Annotated in this window: 17 protein-coding genes and 1 pseudogene; 10 read left to right on the top strand and 8 right to left on the bottom strand. The window is 72.3% G+C overall.

Translation table 11 applies throughout. The annotated features are described in order from the left end of the window. Nucleotides 1-10: 10 nt before the first annotated feature. Nucleotides 11-1,465: a MocR-like pyridoxine biosynthesis transcription factor PdxR gene (gene pdxR, locus OG417_RS43440; protein WP_329242091.1), complete on the bottom strand. Its 1,455-nt coding sequence runs from the start codon at nucleotides 1,463-1,465 to the stop codon at nucleotides 11-13. Nucleotides 1,466-1,532: 67 nt separating this feature from the next. On the opposite strand from pdxR, the gene OG417_RS43435 reads away from it, so the two are divergent. Continuing rightward, nucleotides 1,533-2,543 carry a DMT family transporter gene (locus tag OG417_RS43435; protein ID WP_329242088.1) on the top strand — a complete coding sequence of 337 codons (1,011 nt, stop codon included), beginning with the start codon at nucleotides 1,533-1,535 and terminating at the stop codon, nucleotides 2,541-2,543. A gap of 130 nt (nucleotides 2,544-2,673) precedes the next feature. Next, nucleotides 2,674-4,314 carry a fumarate hydratase gene (locus OG417_RS43430; RefSeq protein WP_329242085.1) on the top strand — a complete coding sequence of 547 codons (1,641 nt, stop codon included), beginning with the start codon at nucleotides 2,674-2,676 and terminating at the stop codon, nucleotides 4,312-4,314. Nucleotides 4,315-4,329: 15 nt separating this feature from the next. Here OG417_RS43430 and OG417_RS43425 read toward each other — a convergent pair whose 3' ends face one another. After that, nucleotides 4,330-5,679 (bottom strand): serine/threonine-protein kinase, encoded by a 1,350-nt coding sequence (locus OG417_RS43425; protein WP_329242082.1) that lies wholly within the window; start codon nucleotides 5,677-5,679, stop codon nucleotides 4,330-4,332. 127 nt (nucleotides 5,680-5,806) lie between these two features. Between OG417_RS43425 and OG417_RS43420 the strand changes: the two genes are divergently transcribed. After that, entirely contained in the window at nucleotides 5,807-7,225 is a 1,419-nt protein-coding gene (locus OG417_RS43420; protein ID WP_329242079.1) for a serine/threonine-protein kinase, read from the top strand. Nucleotides 7,226-7,360: 135 nt separating this feature from the next. Beyond that, entirely contained in the window at nucleotides 7,361-7,606 is a 246-nt protein-coding gene (locus OG417_RS43415; protein WP_329242076.1) for a hypothetical protein, read from the top strand. Between the two features lie 33 nt (nucleotides 7,607-7,639). On the opposite strand, the gene OG417_RS43410 is transcribed toward OG417_RS43415, so the two are convergent. From OG417_RS43410 to OG417_RS43395, 4 genes and pseudogenes are all read right to left on the bottom strand, one after another. Continuing rightward, nucleotides 7,640-8,851 carry an MFS transporter gene (locus OG417_RS43410; RefSeq protein ID WP_329242073.1) on the bottom strand — a complete coding sequence of 404 codons (1,212 nt, stop codon included), beginning with the start codon at nucleotides 8,849-8,851 and terminating at the stop codon, nucleotides 7,640-7,642. 73 nt (nucleotides 8,852-8,924) lie between these two features. Beyond that, a pseudogene (locus OG417_RS43405) lies at nucleotides 8,925-9,604 on the bottom strand (response regulator). A 190-nt stretch (nucleotides 9,605-9,794) separates the two neighbouring features. Next, nucleotides 9,795-10,664, bottom strand: coding sequence for a sensor histidine kinase (locus OG417_RS43400; protein ID WP_329242071.1), 870 nt, complete (start codon nucleotides 10,662-10,664; stop codon nucleotides 9,795-9,797). After that, nucleotides 10,665-11,048, bottom strand: a complete 384-nt coding sequence (locus OG417_RS43395) for a hypothetical protein (protein WP_329242068.1) — start codon at nucleotides 11,046-11,048, stop codon at nucleotides 10,665-10,667. Between the two features lie 194 nt (nucleotides 11,049-11,242). Between OG417_RS43395 and OG417_RS43390 the strand changes: the two genes are divergently transcribed. Together OG417_RS43390 and OG417_RS43385 are read left to right on the top strand one after the other, a co-directional pair. Then, entirely contained in the window at nucleotides 11,243-11,908 is a 666-nt protein-coding gene (locus tag OG417_RS43390) for an ABC transporter ATP-binding protein (protein WP_329242066.1), read from the top strand. Continuing rightward, a complete protein-coding gene (locus tag OG417_RS43385; RefSeq protein ID WP_329242064.1) occupies nucleotides 11,905-14,262 on the top strand; it encodes an ABC transporter permease in 2,358 nt (785 codons plus the stop codon). Before OG417_RS43390 ends, OG417_RS43385 begins: the two co-directional genes overlap by 4 nt. Before the next feature lie 50 nt (nucleotides 14,263-14,312). Here OG417_RS43385 and OG417_RS43380 read toward each other — a convergent pair whose 3' ends face one another. Both OG417_RS43380 and OG417_RS43375 read right to left on the bottom strand, forming a co-directional pair. Further along, a complete protein-coding gene (locus OG417_RS43380) occupies nucleotides 14,313-15,176 on the bottom strand; it encodes an ABC transporter permease (protein WP_329242061.1) in 864 nt (287 codons plus the stop codon). A gap of 262 nt (nucleotides 15,177-15,438) precedes the next feature. Beyond that, nucleotides 15,439-16,362 (bottom strand): ABC transporter ATP-binding protein, encoded by a 924-nt coding sequence (locus OG417_RS43375; protein ID WP_329242058.1) that lies wholly within the window; start codon nucleotides 16,360-16,362, stop codon nucleotides 15,439-15,441. A 55-nt stretch (nucleotides 16,363-16,417) separates the two neighbouring features. Here OG417_RS43375 and OG417_RS43370 point away from each other — a divergent pair, with 55 nt between their 5' ends. From OG417_RS43370 to OG417_RS43355, 4 genes are all read left to right on the top strand, one after another. Further along, the gene (locus tag OG417_RS43370; RefSeq protein WP_329242055.1) at nucleotides 16,418-17,023 is read left to right on the top strand and encodes a DUF1707 SHOCT-like domain-containing protein; all 606 of its coding nucleotides are present in this window, start codon (nucleotides 16,418-16,420) and stop codon (nucleotides 17,021-17,023) included. 330 nt (nucleotides 17,024-17,353) lie between these two features. Continuing rightward, the gene (locus tag OG417_RS43365) at nucleotides 17,354-18,610 is read left to right on the top strand and encodes an extracellular solute-binding protein (protein ID WP_329242052.1); all 1,257 of its coding nucleotides are present in this window, start codon (nucleotides 17,354-17,356) and stop codon (nucleotides 18,608-18,610) included. A 10-nt stretch (nucleotides 18,611-18,620) separates the two neighbouring features. Beyond that, a complete protein-coding gene (locus OG417_RS43360; protein WP_329242049.1) occupies nucleotides 18,621-19,580 on the top strand; it encodes a carbohydrate ABC transporter permease in 960 nt (319 codons plus the stop codon). Further along, entirely contained in the window at nucleotides 19,577-20,548 is a 972-nt protein-coding gene (locus OG417_RS43355) for a carbohydrate ABC transporter permease (protein WP_329242047.1), read from the top strand. Before OG417_RS43360 ends, OG417_RS43355 begins: the two co-directional genes overlap by 4 nt. Nucleotides 20,549-20,580: the final 32 nt, after the last annotated feature.

The raw sequence follows: 20,580 nt of genomic DNA, 5'->3' as shown, positions 1-20,580 counted from the left end.
AGCATCGACCCTATGCGCGGCGAAGATCGCCCCGGGCGCCGGGGCGGGCGGCGGCGACGGCCCTCGTGAGGAGGCCGACGGCCTCGGCGATGCGGCTCTCGGTGAGCCGGGCGTAGCCGACGACGATCGCGGGAGGGCCGGGGCGTCCCACGTGCATCGGGGCGACGCCCTCCACCGCCACGCCCAGCGCCGCGGCCCCGGCGACGACGGCGTCCTCGTCGCAGTCGCCGGGGAGCTCGGCGTACGCGTGCAGGCCGGCGGAGACGCCGTGCACCCGTACCTCCGGCAGGTGTTCGCCGAGCGCGGCCACGAACGCGTCCCGCCGGTCCCGGTACGTCCGGCGCATCAGCCGCAGGTGCCGGGAGTACTCGCCGCCGGCGATCAGGCGTGCGAGGACGTGCTGGTCGAGCACTGGCGAGCCGAGGTCGTACAGGCCACGTGCCGCGCGCAGGCGTACCGCCAGCCACGGGGGCGCCACCGCCCAGCCGAGGCGGAGCGCGGGCGAGAGCGCCTTGCTCACCGAACCGGCCAGCAGCACCCGTTCCGGCGCGAGCCCCTGCAGGCAGCCGACGGGGTCGCGGTCGTAGCGGAACTCTCCGTCGTAGTCGTCCTCGATGATCAGCGCGTCGACGTCGCGCGCCCAGTCGATCAACGCCGCGCGGCGCCGGGGGGAGAGCACGACCCCGGTGGGGAACTGGTGGGCCGGCGTGACCAGCACCGCCCGCGCCCGCGAACGGGCCAACGCGTCGACGTCGATGCCCTCCTCGTCCACGGGCACGCCGGTCAGCTCGACGCCGGTGGCGCGGATCATCGGGATCTGGTGGTGGCCCAGCGGGTCCTCCACCGCGAGCAGCCGGTGCCCCTCCTCGATCAGGATGCGCGGGACGGTCGCCAGCATCTGGGCCACGCCCGCGGTCACGACGAGTGCCGCCGGGTCGGCCACGGCGGCGCGCACGCGTGCCAGGTACGCGGCCAGCTCGGTCCGCAGCTCCGGCACACCCGCCGGATCGGGGTAGTTCAGGGCGGAGTGCGGCAGCTCGCGCAGGACGTCGCGCAGCGTCGAGGCCCAGCGGTCGCGGGGGAACGCGGCCAGGTCCGGCTTGCCCGGCCGCAGGTCGTAGGAGATGCCGGGCGGGTCGGCCGGGCCCGCCTCGGTGCCCGCGGCGAGACGCAGCGCACGCCGGTGAGCCTCGCTGCGCGACTCCGGCGCCGGGCGTACGGCGGGCGCGGGCGCGACCCGGGTGCCGTCGCCCTGCCGGGACACCACGAAGCCCTCCGCGACGAGCTGTTCGTACGCGGTCACCACGACGCCGCGCGAGACGTCCAGGTCGGCGGCCAGGTCGCGGGTCGAGGGCAGGCGCGCGCCAGGCCGCAGGCGTCCGTCGCGCACCGCCGCGCGCAGGCCGTCGGCGAGCTGGGCCGCGAGCCGTCCGGCCGAACGGTCCAGGGGCAGATGCAGGTCCAATGGTCCTCAATACGTGGCGTTGATTGGTCCTCGTGAGGGAACCATTCGGCCTCTAGCGTCTCAGCACATGGGGCAGAACACCAGTATCAGGGGCATTCTTCAGGCCGCCGTCGCCATGACCACCGTCGGCACGCTCACCGCCGTCTCCGCCACCGTCTCCCGCTATCCGGTCTACGGCGGGCAGGCCGTCCGGTACGCGGTGGCGGCCGTCATCCTGCTGGGCGTGGCGCGGCTGCGCGGCCCGCGACCGGCCCCGCGCGCCCGCTGGGAGTGGCCGCTGCTGGCGGCGCTGGCCGCCACGGGCCTGGCCGGGTTCAACGTCTGCATCGTCGAGGGCACCCGCTACACGAGCCCCGCGACGATCGGGACGGTGGTCGGCTCGGTTCCGGTCGTGCTCGCCGTGGTGGCGCCGCTCATGGAGAGGCGGCGACCGGCCGCCCGCATCGTCGCCGCGGCGGCCGTGGTGACCCTCGGGGCCGCCCTGGCCAACGGGCTGGGCGGCGGCAGCCTGCCCGGCCTCCTGCTGGCGCTCGGCGCGCTGGCCGGAGAGGTGTGCTTCTCGCTGCTGGCCCTGCCGCTGCTGCCCCGGCTCGGCGCGGTACGGGTCTCGGCCTACTCGGCGGCCGCGGCGGTGCCGATGCTGCTGGCCACCGGGCTGGTCGTGGACGGCAGGTCGGTGCTGCGGACGCCGACCTGGGGCGAGACCGCCGGGCTCGGGTACCTCGCGCTCGTCGTCACGGCCGGCGCGTTCATCGCCTGGTACAACGCGCTGGGACGGATCGGTGCCGACCGGGCCGGGCTGTTCGCCGGGCTGATCCCGGTCAGCGCGGTGGGGACCACGATGGTTCTCGGACTGCGGTCTCCGGGCATGGCCGAGTTCGCCGGCGCCCTTCTCGTCGGCCTCGGCGTGCTCGTCGGCCTCAAGAGATCAGCGGAACGGCCACTCGCGGTTGCCGCCCCGGCGCACCATCACGATCCAGCCCACGACGAAGAGGGTCACCAGGATCACGCCCACGACGATCAGTACCCCGAAGATCGCCGCTTCGTTGCGGAACAGGCCGCTGATCAAGGTCTGTGAGGTCAGAACCATGATTCCCCCAAAACAGGACATACCCCTGTTCGGCGGAACCAAGACCCTCGTCCATCGCGTCGACGGGCCGCTCTACCCTGGTAACCCTCACCACACCGTGCCGCCTGTGAGGAAACCGATGCCCGAGTTCGCCTTCACCGAACTGCTTCCGCAGGGTCCCGACGAGACCGAATACCGCCTGCTGACCACCGACGGGATCAGCGAGTTCGGCGCCGGAGACCGTACGTTCCTCCAGGTGGAGCCCGAGGTGTTGCGGCTGCTGACCGAGACGGCGATCCACGACATCTCCCACCTCCTGCGGCCGTCCCACCTCGCGCAGCTCCGCCGGATCCTCGACGACCCCGAGTCCTCCCCGAACGACCGGTTCGTCGCCCTCGACCTGCTGAAGAACGCCAACATCGCCGCCGCGGGCGTCCTGCCGATGTGCCAGGACACCGGCACCGCGATCGTCATGGGCAAGCGCGGGCAGCACGTCCTCACCGACGGCGACGACGAACGCCACATCGCGCGCGGCGTCTACGACGCCTACACGCGCCTGAACCTCCGCTACTCCCAGCTCGCGCCGCTGACCATGTGGGAGGAGAAGAACACCGGCAGCAACCTGCCGGCGCAGATCGAGCTGTACGCCACCCCGGGCGACGCGTACAAGTTCCTCTACATGGCCAAGGGCGGCGGCAGCGCCAACAAGTCGTTCCTCTACCAGGAGACCAAGGCCGTCCTGAATCCCAAGCGGATGCTGGCCTTCCTGGAGGAGAAGATCCGCTCGCTGGGCACCGCGGCCTGCCCGCCGTACCACCTGGCCATCGTCGTGGGCGGCACCAGCGCCGAGTACGCCCTCAAGACCGCCAAGTACGCCTCCGCGCACTACCTGGACACCCTGCCGACCTCGGGCGGCCCGGCCGGCCACGGCTTCCGCGACCTGGACCTGGAGCAGCAGGTGTTCGAGCTCACCCAGCAGCTCGGCATCGGCGCGCAGTTCGGCGGCAAGTACTTCTGCCACGACGTCCGCGTGATCCGGCTGCCCCGGCACGGCGCGTCCTGCCCGGTGGCGATCGCGGTGTCGTGCAGCGCCGACCGGCAGGCCCTCGCGAAGATCACCCGCGACGGCGTCTTCCTCGAGCAGCTCGAGCCCGACCCGGCGCGCTTCCTGCCCGACACCACCGAGGACGACCTCGAGGGCGACGTCGTGCGCATCGACCTCAACCGGCCGATGTCGGAGATCCGCGCCGAGCTCGGCCGGTACCCGGTCAAGACGCGGCTGTCGCTGAGCGGCCCGCTCGTGGTCGCCCGCGACATCGCCCACGCCAAGATCAAAGAACGCCTCGACGCCGGCGAGCCGATGCCGTCGTACCTGCGCGACCACGCCGTCTACTACGCGGGCCCGGCCAAGACGCCGGAGGGTTACGCCAGCGGCTCCTTCGGCCCCACGACGGCGGGCCGGATGGACTCCTACGTCGAGCAGTTCCAGGCGGCCGGCGGGTCGTTCGTCATGCTGGCCAAGGGCAACCGCAGCAAGCAGGTCACCGACGCCTGCAAGGCGCACGGCGGCTTCTACCTCGGCTCCATCGGCGGACCGGCGGCGCGGCTCGCGCAGGACTGCATCAAGAAGGTCGACGTGCTGGAGTACCCCGAGCTCGGCATGGAGGCCGTCTGGAAGATCGAGGTGGAGGACTTCCCGGCCTTCATCGTCGTGGACGACAAGGGCAACGACTTCTTCGCCGACACGACGGGACCGCTGCTGACCATCGGCCGCCGCTGAGCGGTGCCCCGGCTCTCAGCCGCCGGGCCCCTTGCCCTTCGCCCTTCCCTTGGCCTTGCCCTTCCCCTTGCCCGGCCTGGCGCTCTGCGCCGAGGCGTGGGTCGGGGACGGCTGGGCGGAGGAGCTTCGCGCGGCCGGGTGGTGTGTCCGGCGGCGCGGAGTGGCCACGCGGTGGGTGGCGGCGGCGTTCGACGGCGCCGCCGTGGGCGTGCCGCCGTGCCGTGCCGGGGGGTTGCGCCCGTCGTGGTCGGCGGCGGTCGTCAGCAGCACGACGACGAGCGCCGCCGTCGCCGTGGCGGCCACCGCGACCGACCCGGACGCCGAGGGACGGCGGGGACGGGGCAGATCCCTGGTGTCGGACCGGCCGCCGGCCGGTGCGGTCCGCCGGTTCGGCACGAACGAAGCGGTGCCGGGCGGGAACGGATCCTGGTCACCGGTGTGCGGCAGGTCCGGGTCGGGGGCCGTCGCGGGGGCGGGCACCTCGTGTGCGGGCTCGCGCACGGGCCCGTGCGCCGCGCCGGCCCAGTCGAGCCAGGCCAGCAGCTCGGCGGCGGCGGGACGCCCGGCCGGAGACTTGCTGAGGGCCTGGATCACCGGCCCGCGCAGCGAGTCGTCCAGCCCGTCGAGGTCCGGCGGGTCGAACATGGTGCGCTGCGCGAGGACGTCCGGGTCGCCCCGCCCGAACGGGTTGCGGCCGGTGGCGGCGAACCCGACGGCGCACCCCCAGCCGAAGATGTCGGAGGCGGGCGTGGCCGGGAGGCGCTCGAGGCGCTCGGGCGGGATCCATCCCGGGCTGCCCACCACCAGGCCCGGCCCGGTCGGACCGCCGGCGTCCCCGACCTGCCGCGCGATGCCGAAGTCGATCAGACGCGGCCCGGTGGAGGTCAAGATGATGTTGGCCGGCTTCACATCCCGGTGGATCAGGCCGGCGCGGTGGACGGCGGCGAGCGCGCGGGCCACGCCGACCGCCAGCGCCCGCAGCGCCGTGCCGGACAGTGGCCCGTCGGCGTTCACGGCCTGCGCCAGCGACCGCCCCTCGACGTACTCGGTGACGATGTAGGGCGGCCGGTGGGCGCTGCCGTCGGCCACGAGGCCCGCGACGTACGCGGCGGGCGCCCGGCGCAGGCACGCGACCTCCGCCTCGTACCGGCGTACCACATCCTCGTCGCCGGCCGTCTCACCGTGGGCGATCTTGACCGCGACGAGAGCGCCGCCGGGGCCGCGCCCGAGGTAGACGACGCCCATCCCACCGTGGCCGAGGCGTCCGAGCAGCAGATATTCGCCGATCCGGCCGGGGTCCTCAGGCGTCAGCGGCCGGATGCCCGCGGGCAGGCTCTCGTCCGCCGAGGCCGAAGGTGTCGCCATACGCCAGTCCTCCGTGGTGATCGGGTGGTCCCGATCCGTCGATCCTCCATTTTCGGCCGGGTTACGTGCAAGCGAACGGCAAAGATCTGGATACCGGAGTCAACGTCTCCCAGGTATCTTGCGCTTCGTGGCCGAGTCGCGGGATCGCTTGCTCTCCGGCCGCTACCGGCTCATCGACCAGATCGGCCGGGGCGGCATGGGAACGGTCTGGTGGGCCCATGACGAGCTGGAGGACCGCGAGGTCGCGGTCAAGGAGGTGCACCTGCCGCCCAGCCTCGGCCACCGCGAGCGGATGAACCTCCTCCGGCGCACCGAGCGTGAGGCACTCGCCGCCGGCCGGCTGCGCCACCCCGGGCTGATCGCCATCTACGACATGGTGATCGAGGACTCACGCCCCTGGCTGGTCATGGAGTACGTCGCGGCGCGCTCCCTGGAGGACGTCTTCGTCGACGACGGCCCCATCTCCCCGCGCCGTGTCGCCGAGATCGGCGTGCAACTGCTGTCCGCACTTCGCGCCGCGCACGACGCCGGCATCGTCCACCGTGACGTGAAGCCGAGCAACGTCCTGCTGGAGACCTCCGGGCGGGTCGTGCTCACCGACTTCGGCATCGCGACCTACGACGGCGCCACCACGCTGACCCAGACCGGCACGTTCATGGGCTCCCCGGCGTACGTCGCGCCCGAGGTCGCACGGGGCGAACCCGCGACTCCGGCGTCGGACCTGTGGTCGCTCGGCGCGACGCTCTACGCCGCGGTGGAGGGCCGCCCGCCGTACGACCACGAGACCGCGATGGCGACGCTGAGCGCCCTGGTCACCAGCGAGCCCGACCCCCCGATGCGCGCGGGGCCGCTCCGGCCCGTGCTCGCGGGCCTGCTGACCAAGGACCCGGCCCGGCGCCTCACCGCCGGGCGCGCGGGGGAGATGCTCGCGGCCGTCGCCGCGCCGCCGTCGCCGCCTTCGCGGCCGCCGCGGCGCCGGCGGCGGCTCGCCGAGCGCGTCGGGGTCGTGCCGGTCGTGACGGTCGGCGTGCTGGTCCTGGCGGTCGGCGCGGGCGTCCTGGCCGGGGTGAAGGGCACGCCCGCCCGATACTCGGGCCGGCCGGCGCCGCGGACTCCCTCGGCCGCGGCCCCCTCTCCCGCCCCGCGGACGTCCGCCCCGGAGACCGGTCCGCTCCCGGCGACGATCGGCGGTGAGACGGGTGGGTCACCGGCCGTACGCCTGGCCCGGGGCGGCGCGACCTGGCCGGACACCTCGGCGCTGACGCTGCGGCTCGGCGCGGGCCACGGCGGCGCACGGGTGTCGGTCGTCGTGACCTGCCCGTCCGGGCCACGCCTGCTGACCTTCACCGCGTACGTGGTCGGGGACGCCGGGTCGCTCGTCCGCGGCACGTGCGCCGCCGTCGGCGGCGGTCCTCCGGTGTCCCGGTCCCTCCGGCTGCCGGCGGGCGCCGGTCCCGCCCGGATCCGCGTCCGTGTCCGGCCCGGGGCCGGCGCGGGCGACGGCCCGATCTCCTGGTTCGCCGGTCTGTACGGCGCGGCGTCCTGAAGGCTTCTCCGGCACGGTGAGTAGCACGTCGACTACGCTCGCCGCTGTCGCCGTTCGCGTGGGACCGGCGGGTCCCGAAGACGCGTGTGGGGCCGGTGATGGTGGGTAATACCGCCACGACGATGGAGGAATGTGATGAGCCTGGACGAAGCAGCCCGCCAACTTGAGCTGGCGGCCCACGATACGCAGGTCGCCTTCGACTGCATCGGTCTCGGTGAGATCGAGCGCGCCCACACGCACACGATCACCGCGAGAGCGGCGGCGGACGCGGCCGAGGTCGCCCTGCGCATCGCTCTCGCCGACATGTCCCCGGAAGAGGCCGAACGCGCCGGCGAGAAGGCCATGACGCGCATCGCGCGGGAAGAGGGCTCGCGGCACTGAGCCCGTCCACGCACGCCGCGGGTCCCGTCTCCGTCAGGCGACGGGACGCTCGGCGACCGGGGCGTCCGGGCCGACGCGGGCGAGCGGCGCGGGCTCGAAGCCCCGGGCGGCCCCGAGGATCACGAGGGTGAGCGCGGCGCCGACGGCATAGGCGATCCACAGGACCGATGCGACGGCACCCGCGATGACCGCGCCGAGCACGAAGCCGACGTAGTTGAAGACGTTGACCCGTGCCACGGCGATGCCCAGGCCGGTGGGATCGAGCCGTCCGGCCGCGGAGAACGACGTCGGCACCACGACGGCCAGGCCCAGCCCGGCGACCGCGAACCCGGCGATCGCCACCGCCGGATCCGGCGCGAGCGCCGCCGCCAGCAGCCCGAGCCCGCCGATCACCGCACCCACCGCGACGACCCGCGCCGCCCCGTACGCCCGTACGACGAAGTCGGCGCCGGTTCGGCTCAGCATCATGCAGACCTGGTACGCCACGTAGGCCAGCGGCGCGATCGCGCCGGCCGCGTGCAGGTCGTCCTTCAGGTACTTGGCGCTGTAGCTCGACGTGGCCGAGTCCGCGATGTACATGCAGGTCACGGCCACGCCGATGACGACGATCGGTCTCCACGGGACCCGCTTGGCGGCGGCCCGGAGCTGGTCGCCGCTGGGCCCGGCGGACTCCATCGCCCGTGGATACAGCCGATGGCCGCTAAAGAGGGAGACCACGAGCCCGAGCGCGGCCGGGACGGCGAACCCGGTGCCGAGCCCCACGTCGACCCGGTTGGCCAGCGCGATCCACAGCCCGGCGAGGATGCCGGCCGCGCTCCAGATCGCGTGGAACCCGGTCAGCAGGCTCTTGCCGTAGCGCGTCTCGGCGGTGACCGCCTGGGCGTTCATGGAGGCGTCCACTGCGCCGACGAACAGGCCGAAGAGCGCGGTGGCCGCGTACAGCGACGGATTGCCGGGCGCGACGCCGATCGCGAGGATCGACAGCAGGACGAGCGGCTGGGCGACCCGCAGCACCGGGCCGCTGCCGTACCTCGGCATCAGCGTCCCGGCCAGGACGCTGCCGACCCCGGCGACGACGGGCACGGCCAGCAGGACCAGGGCGAGCGTGCCGTCGCTGAGGTGGTGCGCCTTCTGGATCTCCGGGATCCGCGTCACCAGCGCGGCGAACGAGAGGCCCTGCACCCCGAACGCGGCGTACGCCGCGAGACGGCCTTGCCGGGCCTGTCGGTCGATCTCTGCCGTCACCGCGCCCTCCCGAAACATGAAAGAGGTTCGCGTCAGCGTAGAGACCGGGCGCGTCACGGTCAATACGATCGGCTCATCCTCCGCCGGGCGTGACCAGGCCGGTCTCGTACGCGGTGATGATCGCTTGGGCCCGGTCTCTGAGGTCGAGCTTGGCCAGGATGCGGGCGACGTGCGTCTTGACCGTGGCCTCGCTGAGCTGGAGGCGGACGGCGAGTTCGGCGTTGGTGAGGCCGCGGGCGAGCAGCCGGAGGACGTCCAGCTCGCGGGGGGTCAGCGCGGCCAGGTCCCGGTGGAGGCTCTGGTCCGGGCCGCCGCGGACGGCGAAGCGCTCGACCAGACGGCGGGTGATGGTGGGGGCGAGGAGAGCGTCGCCGGCGCGGACGAGTTGGACGGAGGCGACGAGCCGTCCTTCAGCAGGAAGCCGCTCGCACCGGCCCGCAGGGCGGCGTACACGTAGCGGTCGAGGTCGAACGTCGCCAGCATGATGACGCGCGGCGGCGAGCCGGAGGCCATGATCCGCCGGGTCGCCTCCAGGCCGTCGATCTCCGGCATACGGATGTCCATGAGCACGACATCGGGCGCGGTGCGGCGGACGGCGTCGACGGCTCCCGCGCCGTCGACGACCTCCAGACCGGCCGCGGTGAGAATCATCGCGAACCCGGTGCGCACGAGCGCCTGGTCGTCGGCGATCGCCACGCGCGTCGACCTGGCCGTGGGCCCCTCCGGTCCCGGAATCTCCTGCGCCGGTCTCATGGCCTGAATGCGGTGGGCATCGTGTCGTCCGGCCATGGGACCCTTCGGCCTCGTGCCTTCCTGTTCCGGTCCAATGGCCCGAATGTGGTGGGCATCGGTTCTCTGTCGTCGGTCATGGGATCCTCCGGCGCCGTGCCTTCGTGTGGATGCCCTCCGTGACCTGTCGCCGAGCCGGTCGATGATGTCACCTTCATGGGGCCGCCAGCGGGACCGTGGCGCGCACCCGGAAGCCGGCGGTCGGGCGGGGACCGGCTTCGAGTACGCCGTCGTAGAGCGCCAGGCGCTCGCGCAGGCCGCTGAGTCCGCGGCCGTTGCCGGTACGGGCTGTCGCGGTGGGTGTGCCGCCGGTGTCGGTCACCTCTACGCGCAGCGACTCCCGCGCGTACTCCACCCGGATGCTGACGGATGCGCCCTCGGCGTGCTTGATGGTGTTGGTCACGGCCTCCTGGACGACGCGGTACGCGGTCAGGTCGAGACCCGGCGGCAGCGTCGTGGGCCCCCCGGTGACGGCCGGCTCGACCGGCACGCCGCTGGCGCGGATCCGCGTGGCGAGGGCGCCGAGGCGGTCGAGGCCCGGCTGCGGGGAAAGCTCCGCCTCCTCGAGGGTCTCACCATCCATGGCGAGCAGGCCCATGACGTGGCGCAGCTCGGTGAGCGCGGTCCGGCCGCCCTCCTCGACGGCATGCAGCACCTCCTGCGCGCGTTGGGGGTCGTCGGGCAGCACCATGCGCGCGGCGCCGGCCTGGACGACCATGACGCTGACGTTGTGGGTGACCACGTCGTGCAGGTCCCGCGCGATGCGCGACCGCTCCTTCGCCACGGCCAGCCGCGCGGCGACCTCCTGCTCGGCCTCCAGAGCGCGGGCGCGCTGCCGCCAGGTGTGGATGGCGTTCGCCGCGAGCCTGACCGGCACGAGGAACAGGGCGAGTTTCAACCAGGCCGGCAGGGCCGCGAAGGTCGCCGCCAGCCGGGCGAGGACCACCGCGCCGCCGATCACCGCACTGACCGCGGCGGCCTGCTGGTAGGGGCTGTGGACGGCGGCTCCATAGGCCGCGATCACTCAGGAGGCGAACACGTACGCGGGCGCCATCCCGCCCGGCCCGGGATGCGTCAGCAGGATGGCGGCGACGACGACCCAGAAGACCGCGAGCGGGTAACGGCGGCGCCAGACCAGCGGCAGCGTGGTCAGCGCGAGCAGCGCGACCTGCCACGCGCCCAAGGACGCCGGCGGGGGCGTCGGCGGGCGGGGCGGGCCGGGCGCGCCGAGGGGAACGTCCACGGGCACCGGCTGCGGACCGTACCGGTACATCCCGGAGCTGATCAGGCCGACGGTCAGCACGGCGGCCAGCGCCGCGTCGGCCGCCCACGCCCAGCGCGAGGGCCGCGGCGGTGGTGCCGTGGAGGGCCGGGTCAGCGCCCGCCAGGTGTCGACGAGGGTCCGCACGCGTCCAATATCGCAGAGCGTGCGGAGCCGGCACATTGACCGCCAGGAGGAGGCGCCGTGCCACGCGGACTACATCGCGCGGATGACGCTCCAGACCGCCCCACCGCGCGATGTACGGGATTTCGGCGGCACGGGCGACGCACGGTCACCGGCCCCCTTCCTACCGTCGTCGCATCCGTACGCAAGGAGCGACGATGATCGAGATACGGGGCGTCACCAAGTCCTACGGGGACGACCGCCCGGCCCTGGACGGCCTCGACCTGAAGGTCGCGGCCGGCGAGGCACTGGCCGTCCTAGGGCCGTCGGGCAGCGGCAAGTCCACCCTGCTCAACCTGATCGCGGGGCTGGACCGGCCGAGCTCGGGCAGCGTCGCCGTCGACGGGCTACGGGTGGACCGCATGTCGGAGTCGGCGCTGGCGAAGTACCGGCGGTCGCGGATCGGCATCGTCTTCCAGTTCTTCAACCTGCTGGACGATCTCACGGTGCTCGACAACGTGCTGCTGCCGGCGCAGCTCACCGGGACGCCTCGCGGGGCGTCGCGCCGTCGCGCCGGCGAGTTGCTGGAGCACCTCCGCATCGCCCGGCACGCCCGCGCCTTCCCCGGGCGGCTGTCGGGCGGCGAGCGGCAGCGCGTCGCGGTCGCACGGGCGCTGATGAACCGGCCCTCGCTGTTGCTGGCCGACGAGCCCACCGGCGCCCTGGACACCGCCTCGGCGGCCGACGTACGCGAGCTGCTGACCGGCCTGCACGCCGACGGCCAGACGATCATGCTGGTCACCCACGACCGGGCGCTCGCCGCCGCATGCGCGACCACGACCATCGAGCTGGTGGACGGCCGGATCGCGGGTGGGGTCCGATGAGCGACAGGAGCGCGCTCGGGAAGGTCGTCCGGGCCGGCGTGGGGCGCCGGCGGGCACAGACGGTGGTGATGGCGCTGACGACGATGCTCGCGGTCGTCGCCGCGGTCCTGGGCACCGGACTGATCGTCGCCTCGCGGGGGCCGTTCGACCGGGCGTTCGCCGCGCACCGGGGCGCGCATCTGACGGCGCGCTTCGACGGTTCGCGGGTCACGCGGGCCCAGGTGGCGGCCACCGCCCGGGTGCCGGGACTGATCGCCTCCGCCGGGCCGTACCCGTTGCTGACCGCCCTCGTGCACTGGCGCGACGACCCCGAGAGCGCGCCGCTCACCGTCGTTGGCCGACCGAGCGCCGGTGGACCGGTCGGCGTCGTGGACCTGGCCCAGGGCCGCTGGGTGGCAGGGCCGGGGGAGGTCGTCGTGAACGGGACCGGCGTGCCGTTCGAGGTGGGCGATCGAGTGACCTTCACGGACGCGCCGGGCCGTCCCTCCTTGCGGGTCGTCGGACTGACGCGCTCGGCCGGGCCGGACCTGTTCGTGACCCCGGACCGGCTCGCCGCGCTGACGCCGCCGGGCACCGCACCGGATTTGCAGATGCTCTACCGATTCGCGCACGCGGGCACCGACGCGGCGATGGCGCGGAACCGGGCCGCGATCGGCGCCGCCGTTCCGCACGGCGCGATGACCGAGGCGGACTCCTACCTGACGCTCAAGAAGGACGCCGAGCGGACCGCGGGGACATTCGTACCCTTCATCGTCGCGTTCGCCGTTCTGGCGCTGTGCATGTCGGTGCTGACCATCGCCGTCGTCGTCAGCGGCAGCGTCGGCGCGGCGACCCGCCGCATCGGCGTCCTGAAGGCGGTGGGGTTCACCCCGGCGCAGGTCGTGCGCGCCTATGTGGCGCAGGCGCTGATCCCCGCCACGGTGGGGACGGTCCTCGGGATGCTGCTGGGCAACGCGCTGGCGGTCCCCGTGCTGCGCGACCAGGGCACCGTGTACGGCACCGGCTCGACGACGCTCGCCGGGTGGGTCGACGTGGCCGTGCCGGTCGCCGCGCTCGTGGTCGTCGCGGTGACCGCTCTGGTTCCGGCTCTGCGGGCGGGCCGGCTGCGGGCCGTCGAGGCGCTGGCGGTGGGTCGCACGCGCCGACCGGGGCGCGGCCGTGGGATCCAGTGGCTCATGGCCCGGCTGCCGGTGCCCCGACCGGTGAGCCTCGGGCTGGCCGCGACGGCGGCCCGTCCCGCCCCGTCCGCGACCATGCCGGCCGCGGTCGTCCTGGCCGCGGTCGGTGTGACGTTCGGCGCGGGCCTGGCGCTGTCGCTCGACCGTATCCAGCACGGTCTCAACCGCGACACGCCCGGCGACGTGGCCGTGGGTAACATCGCGGCACCGTCAGAACCAGCCGGTCCCGGGGAGACACCGGGGGCGGGAAGGTCGAAGACCGCCGACCCCGCCGACGTCGCGGCCGCGATCCGGGCCCAGCCGGGGACACGACGGTTCTTCGGCACGTATGAGACGACGGCGTCGCTGGCCGGCCTGGCCGGAGAGACCACCGTGATCGCCTACACCGGAGACTCGGCCTGGGGCTCGTACCAGCTCGTCACGGGCCGCTGGTTCCACGGTGCGGGGGAGGCGGTCGTCCCGTCCGGGTTCCTGTCCACGACCGGCACCCGGCTCGGCGACACGGTCACGCTGGTGTCGGACGGCCACCGGGCGACCGTACGGCTGGTGGGCGAGGTCCTGTCCCCGCGTGAGGTCGGCATGCTGATGCTGACGGACGCTTCCTCGCTGCCGCCTACCTCCGACAAGTTCGTGACGTTCGCCGTGCAGCTGAAACCGGGCACGGACCGGGCGGCTTACGTGGGACGGCTGAACGCGGCGCTGGCTCCGATCGGTGGCAGCGCCATGCCCCAAGGCGGCGGGGTCAGCGCCACGATCATCGCCATGGACACGCTGGCCGGCACGTTCACGTTCCTGTTGATCGCGGTGGCGGGCCTGGGGGTCTTCAACACGGTCGTTCTCGACACGCGCGACCGCGTCCACGCTCTCGGCGTGCTGAAGGCGGTCGGCATGTCCCCCCGGCAGACGATCATCATGGTGCTGACGGGCGTGGGCGCGATCGGCCTGTGCGCGGGCGCGATCGGCGTTCCGGGCGGTATGGCCCTGCACACCTGGGTGCTCCCCGTCATGGGCCGCGCGGCCGGCACCCGTATCCCGTCCGCCGACCTGGCCGTCTATGACCTGCGGTTGGTTCTGCCGTTGCTGTTCGGCGGCCTGGTGATCGCTCTGGCCGGGGCTCTGATCCCCGCGGGCTGGGCCGCCCGCGCCCGGACCGCGACCGCCCTTCGTGCCGAGTGAGGGCGGGGAACAGGGCGCACGGCGAGACAGGGAGGAGGTGGCCAGTGGGGTCAGTCGATGAGGCGGCGGCGCATGCCGCGGACGGCGAGGAACCACGTCAGGGCGGCGAACACCACCAGAGCGCCCACGTGGCCCAGGTCGGCGAGCGGATGGAAGCCGAACACGGCGTGGCGTACCAGTTCCACGCAGTGGTACAGCGGGTTGACGCGCGCGATCGGGTGGGCCCAGTGGGGGAGGCCGCTGATCGGGAAGAACGTGCCCGCGACCAGGAACAGCGGGGCCAGCACCCCGCTGATGATGTAGTCGAAGCTGTTGATCGACGGGACCACGGTGGACGCCCAGATGCCGAACAGCGCGAAGCCCGCGGCGGTCAGCACGGTGAAGACCGGCACGGCGATCACACCGATGTCCGGGCGCAGGCCGAAGGCCAGCGACACGAGGATGGGAGCGCAGGAGTAGACCCCGCTCTTGACCGCGATCCAGGACGCCTCGCCGGCCACCACCTCGTGCACGTCCACCGGGGCGGCCAGGACCGCGTCGTAGGAGTGCTGGTAGGTGCGGCGGATGTAGGTGTTGAACATGCCCGGGAACACCGAGGTGAACAGCGTCGCCGTCGCGACCACGCCCGTGCCGACGAAGTCGACGTAGCGGTAGCCCGCGACATGGCCCACGAGCGAGCCGAACCCGAAGCCGAACGCCAGCAGGTAGATCGTCGGCTCGATGATCGACGCGAACGACGACGAGGCCCAGTAACGGCGGAACAGCGCCAGCTCCCGCCGCCACACCCCGCGCACCGGAGCCCACTCGAACGTCCTCAGCTGTTCTGGTCGCGCTCGCCTCCTCACTCGCTCCACGGACGGCTCGTCCCTCACCGGCCGCTCCGCTCGCTCGTCGGCTCGCCGCTCGGTGTTCATGGTCGCGCTCGCCTCCTCACTCGCTCCACGGACGGCTCGTCCCTCACCGGCCGCTCCGCTCGCTCGTCGGCTCGCCGCTCGGTGTTCATGGTCGCGCTCGCCTCCTCACTCGCTCCACGGACGGCTCGTCCCTCACCGCCCGCTCCGCTCGCTCGTCGGCTCGCCGCTCCCTGCTCATGGTCGCGCTCGCCTCCTCACTCGCTCCACGGACGGCTCGTCCCTCACCGGCCGCTCCGCTCGCTCGTCGGCTCGCCGCTCCGGGTCAGTCAACGGTCTCTCCGGTCAGCATGACGAAGACGTCTTCGAGGTTGGCGGCGCGGCGTACGACCCGGTCGCCGTTGGCCAGGCTGTCGGCGAGCGACGGTGAGATCCGCTCGGCGCGCAGCACCGACACGGTCGGGCCGGTGCGGCGGGTCGGCAGGCCCGCGCGCCGGGCCAGGCCCTCGACCTCGGCCAGCCGTTCGGGCGAGCCCTCGTGCTCCTCCACGCGGTCGCCCGCGTGGTCGGCGATCAGCTCGGCGGGGCTGCCGGTCGCGATCACCTTGCCGTGTGACATCAGGGCGCAGGTGTCGGCGAGCCGCTCGGCCTCCTCGATGTAGTGCGTGGACATCAGCACGGTCACCCCCGACGCGCGCAGCCCGGCGATCAACCCCCACAGGTCCGCGCGCACCTGCGGATCGAGGCCGACGGTCGGCTCGTCCAGCAGCACCAGACGCGGCGAGTGCACCAGCCCGCGTGCGACCAGCAGCCGCCGCCGCATGCCGCCCGACAGCTTTTCGGCGCGCGCGTCGGCACGGCCGGTCAGGTGGGCGATCTCCAGCGCGCGGTCGACCGCCGCGCGCACGCCGGCGCGCGGGACGCGGTAGAGCCTCGCGAAGACCTCGAGGTTCTGCCGGGCGGTCAGCTCCTCGTCGAGGTTGTCGGTCTGCGGCACCACGCCCATCAGGGCCCGTGCCTGCTTGGCCTCGCGCGGGATGGCGTGGCCGAGCACGTTGATCGTTCCCTCGTCGGCCCTTGACTGGGCGGTCAGCAGCCGCATCGTCGTGGACTTGCCGGCGCCGTTGGGGCCGAGCAGCCCGAGACAGACGCCGTCGGGCACCTCCAGCGTGAGCCCGTCGACGGCCGCGATCGACGTGCCGTCACGATCGGTATATCGCTTGACGACGTCGCGCAGCAGGATGGCCATATCGTTCACGGTAGGCAGCGCCTACGACAGACCGCCAACGAATATCGTCTGGGTCGTGGACCTTCCGTGGAAATCCGGCGGCGACGATCTCTCCCCTCGTGAGCTGCGCGCCTCCGACACCGACCGGGAGAACGTCGTGCGGCTGCTGAGGGAGGCCCACAGCGACGGCCGGATCACCCTCGACGAGCACGGTGAGCGGGTCGAGCGGGCGTACGCCGCCCGCACGTTGGGCGAGCTCGCCGAGCTGACCCGTGACCTGCTGCCGGACGACCGGCAGCCCATCCGGCTGGACCCCGGACCGCTGCACGCCCTGTTCGGCACCGTACGGCGCGACGGGCGGTGGGTCGTGCCCGGCCGGTTCGCGGCCGCGGCGGTCTTCGGCACGCTGGAGATCGATCTGCGCGAGGCGCTGCTGCAGCGCCGCCACATCGTCGTACGCGCGAGCGTGCTCGGCGGACGGCTCCGGCTGGTCGTTCCCGAGGGCGTGCGCGTGGAGTTCACCGGGCGGTCCATCGTCGGCACCCAGGCGCTGCGCGTACGGCAACCGCAGGGCCCGGACGCCCCCGTCATCGAAGTGAGCGGCACGGTCGTGTTCGGTTCGGTCGGCGCGCGTACGCCGAAACGCCGCCGGCTGGGCCGCCTGCGCCGCCCGGCCCGCTGATCACGGACCGGAGCAGCAGGTCACGGGGGAGGTTCAATAACGGTTGAGACTCCTCGTCGCGCATCCCCTTGAACTGGTACGGACCAGCTCCTATCGTTCAGTGCCATGCGCGATTCTGCTCAGTGAGCAGTCGAATCGTGCACAACCTTTCATGCCTGTGAAAGGAGGTGGCGGCGCGAGCCGCACACCAGCTGTGCCACGTCAAGCGGCCGCTCGGAGGTGATGAGCCGAGGGCCCGGCCGGGGGTTGGCGAATCCTTTTTCCACACACGACCGGGGACGTCGCGCGCACCCGCGCGCCCCGAAGCCTCACACGAGAAGGCGGGGACAGGTGAAACGGCACCTCACCGGCGTTATCGCCGCGGGTCTCACGGTGACCCTCGGTTTGACCGGATGCAGCAAGGGGAGTTCCTCAGGCGACAGCGGCGACAACAAGACGATCAGGTTCGTCGCCGCGATCTACGACGACAAGACGAAGAGCCTCTGGGACAGCCTCATCAAGACGTTCGAGGCGCAGAACAAGGGTTACAAGGTCAACCTGGAAATGGTCGACTGGACCCAGATGGACGCCAAGGTCAAGACCTACGTCCAGACCAAGCAGACGCCCGACATCCTGAACTACAACGCGTTCGCCGACTTCGCCCGGGACGGCCTGCTCTTCCCGACCTCGGACGTGCTGTCCCCGCAGGTGTCGAGCGACATCCTCCCGTCGTTCGTCGAGGGCGACAAGTACAAGGGCACGCAGTACGGCATGCCGCTGCTGTCCAGCGTCCGGCTGTTCTTCTACAACAAGGACATCTTCAAGAAGGCCGGCATCTCCGCGCCGCCCAAGACCTGGGACGAGGTCAAGACCGACGCCCAGAAGATCAAGGACAAGGGCGGGAAGGGCGTCTTCCCGCTCGGCCTGCCGCTCGGCGCCGAGGAGTCCCAGGCCGAGTTCTTCATGTGGGCGATGAACAACGGCGGCGGCTACGTCGACCAGTCCGGCAACTGGGCGATCGACAGCCAGGCCAACGTCGACACGCTCAACTACCTCAAGGACCTCAGCAAGTCCGGCCTCACGCAGCCGAACCCCGAGACGACCGACCGCAAGGACGTCTTCAACCAGTTCGCGCAGGGCAAGATCGGCATGCTCAACGGCGCCGTCTTCATGCCGGCGGGCTTCATCAACAAGGTCAACGCCAAGCTGCCGTACGCCATCGCGCCGCTGCCGACCAAGGCCGGCGGCACGCCCAGCACGCTCGGTGTGCAGGACTTCCTGGTGGCGTTCAAGAACAACGGCGGCAAGAAGAAGGACGCCGTCTCGAAGTTCCTGAACTTCTTCTACCAGACGAACAACGTCGCCAACTTCCAGAAGGAAGAGGGCTTCCTCCCGGTGACCAAGTCGGCGGGCGACGTGATCGGCCAGGCCGTGCCGTACGACAAGCCGTTCATCGACGCTCTGCCGAACGCCAAGTTCTACCCCACCGGCAACGCCGCCTGGGGTCCGCTGGCCAACACGGTCAAGGAGAAGCTCGGCACCGCCATCACCGGTGACCCGAAGAGCGTGCTGAGCGAGCTCCAGCAGACCGCGCAGAAGAACGGCTGACGGACGGCTCGTGCACGACACCATCGAGGCGCGTGGCGCCGGGGCGGCGTCCCCGGCGCGCACGCCGCGCTCGCCCAGCATCGGCCGGCGGATCCTCCGGGCGCTCGCGCCACTGCCGTGGATCGGCCCCGCGATCATCCTGATCGCCGCGGTCGTCCTGTGGCCGGTCATCGAGATGGCCTGGACGTCGCTGCTGAAGGTCAGCTCGTCCGGGAAGACGCTCGGCTTCAACGGGACCCGTAACTACCATGACCTGTTCGCCGAGACCGGCCTCGTCAGCGTGCTGCTGCGCACGGTGGTGTGGGTGGTCGGCGTCGTGCTGGTCACGATCGTCGTGTCACTGGCGCTCGGGCAGCTGCTCAACGCCCGGTTCCCCGGACGGCGCGTGGTGCGCTGGGCGGTGATCGTGCCCTGGGCCGCGTCGGTGCTGATGACCGCGCTGACGTGGAACTGGATGCTCAACTACTCCTACGGCGTGGTCAACAAGATCCTCCAGGGCGTCGGGCTGATCGACCACCCGGTGAACTGGCTGGCCCACCCCACCCAGGCGCTGATCTGGATGATGTGGGTGGCCGTCTTCGTCTCGCTGCCGTTCACCTCGTTCGTCATCCTGGCCGGGCTGCAGACCGTCCCGCAGGAGGTCTACGAGGCGGCTCGCGTCGACGGGGCCGGCCGCGCCCGTACCTACTTCCGCATCACGCTGCCGCTGCTGCGCCCGGCCCTGCTGGTCGCCGCGATCATCAACGTGATCAACGTTTTCAACTCGTTCCCGATCATCTGGGCGATGACCAAGGGCGGGCCCGGAACCAAGACGGACACCAGCACGACGTTCATGTACAAGCTGGCCTTCGTCGGCTCGGGCAGCGTCGGTGAGTCGGCCGCGATGGCGGTCGTGAACTTCGTGCTCATCCTGGTACTGGTCCTGCTCTACCTGCGGGCCGTCGGCTGGCGCGGGGAGGCGCAACCGTGACCGAGCGAAGCGAGGGAACCGAAGACGCAGCCCCGGTGGTCACCGCCTCCGACGAAGGAGGGGCCACGACCGCCCAGAGCACACGTCCGCGTTCGGCCCGCCGCGGCGGGCCCGGCCGGGCGAAGCCGGGAGGTCGGTCGGGGTCGGTCGGTCGGGGCAAGCGCGCGATTCTGGCCGGCGTCGGCTACCTGGTCGCGTTCGTCTTCGTCGCGCCGTACCTGGAGATGCTCCTCACGGCGCTCAAGCCCGACCGCGAGCTGACCGCGTCGCCGACGACCTTCCTGCCCAAGCACTGGAACTTCGGGAACTTCGTCGACGTCTGGAAGGCCGCGCCGATCTGGACGAACATGCAGGTGTCGCTCACCGTGGCCGGCGCGGCCACGCTGATCGCGCTCCTGGTGGCGTTGCCCGCGGCGTACTACACGGCGCGCAACCGGTTCTGGCTGCGCACCCCGTTCCTGCTGCTGGTGCTCATCACCCAGATGTTCGCGCCCACCGCCCTGGTGGTCGGCATCTACCGGGAGATGGTGTCGCTGAACCTGACCGACACACTGCTCGGGCTGATCCTGGTCAACGCCGCCTTCAACCTGCCGTTCTGCGTGTGGATCCTGCACGGGTACTTCTCCAGCATCCCCAAGGCGCTGGAGGAGGCGGCCTACCTCGACGGGGCGGGCAAGGTGAAGGCGCTGACCAAGGTGACCCTGCCGCTGTCCCTGCCCGGCCTCGTCACCGCGGTGATCTACACGTTCATCGGGGCGTGGAACGAGTACGTCGTCGCGCTGACGATCACCTCGTCCCCCAACCGCCAGCCGCTGACCGTGGCCGTCCCCTCGTTCGTCACGGGGTACCAGGAGCACTGGCAGTACCTGTTCGCGACCTCGCTGATCGCGATCGTGCCGGTCGTCATCCTGTTCATCGTGATCGAGAGGTACCTCATCGGCGGCCTGACCGCCGGCAGCGTCAAGTAGTCGCCATCGGGCGAGCGTACGGCGCTTCGGCC

Source organism: Actinoallomurus sp. NBC_01490 (assembly GCF_036227085.1).
GTDB classification, from domain to species: Bacteria; Actinomycetota; Actinomycetes; order Streptosporangiales; family Streptosporangiaceae; genus Actinoallomurus; species Actinoallomurus oryzae.
This window is presented reverse-complemented; position numbering and strand designations above follow the sequence as displayed.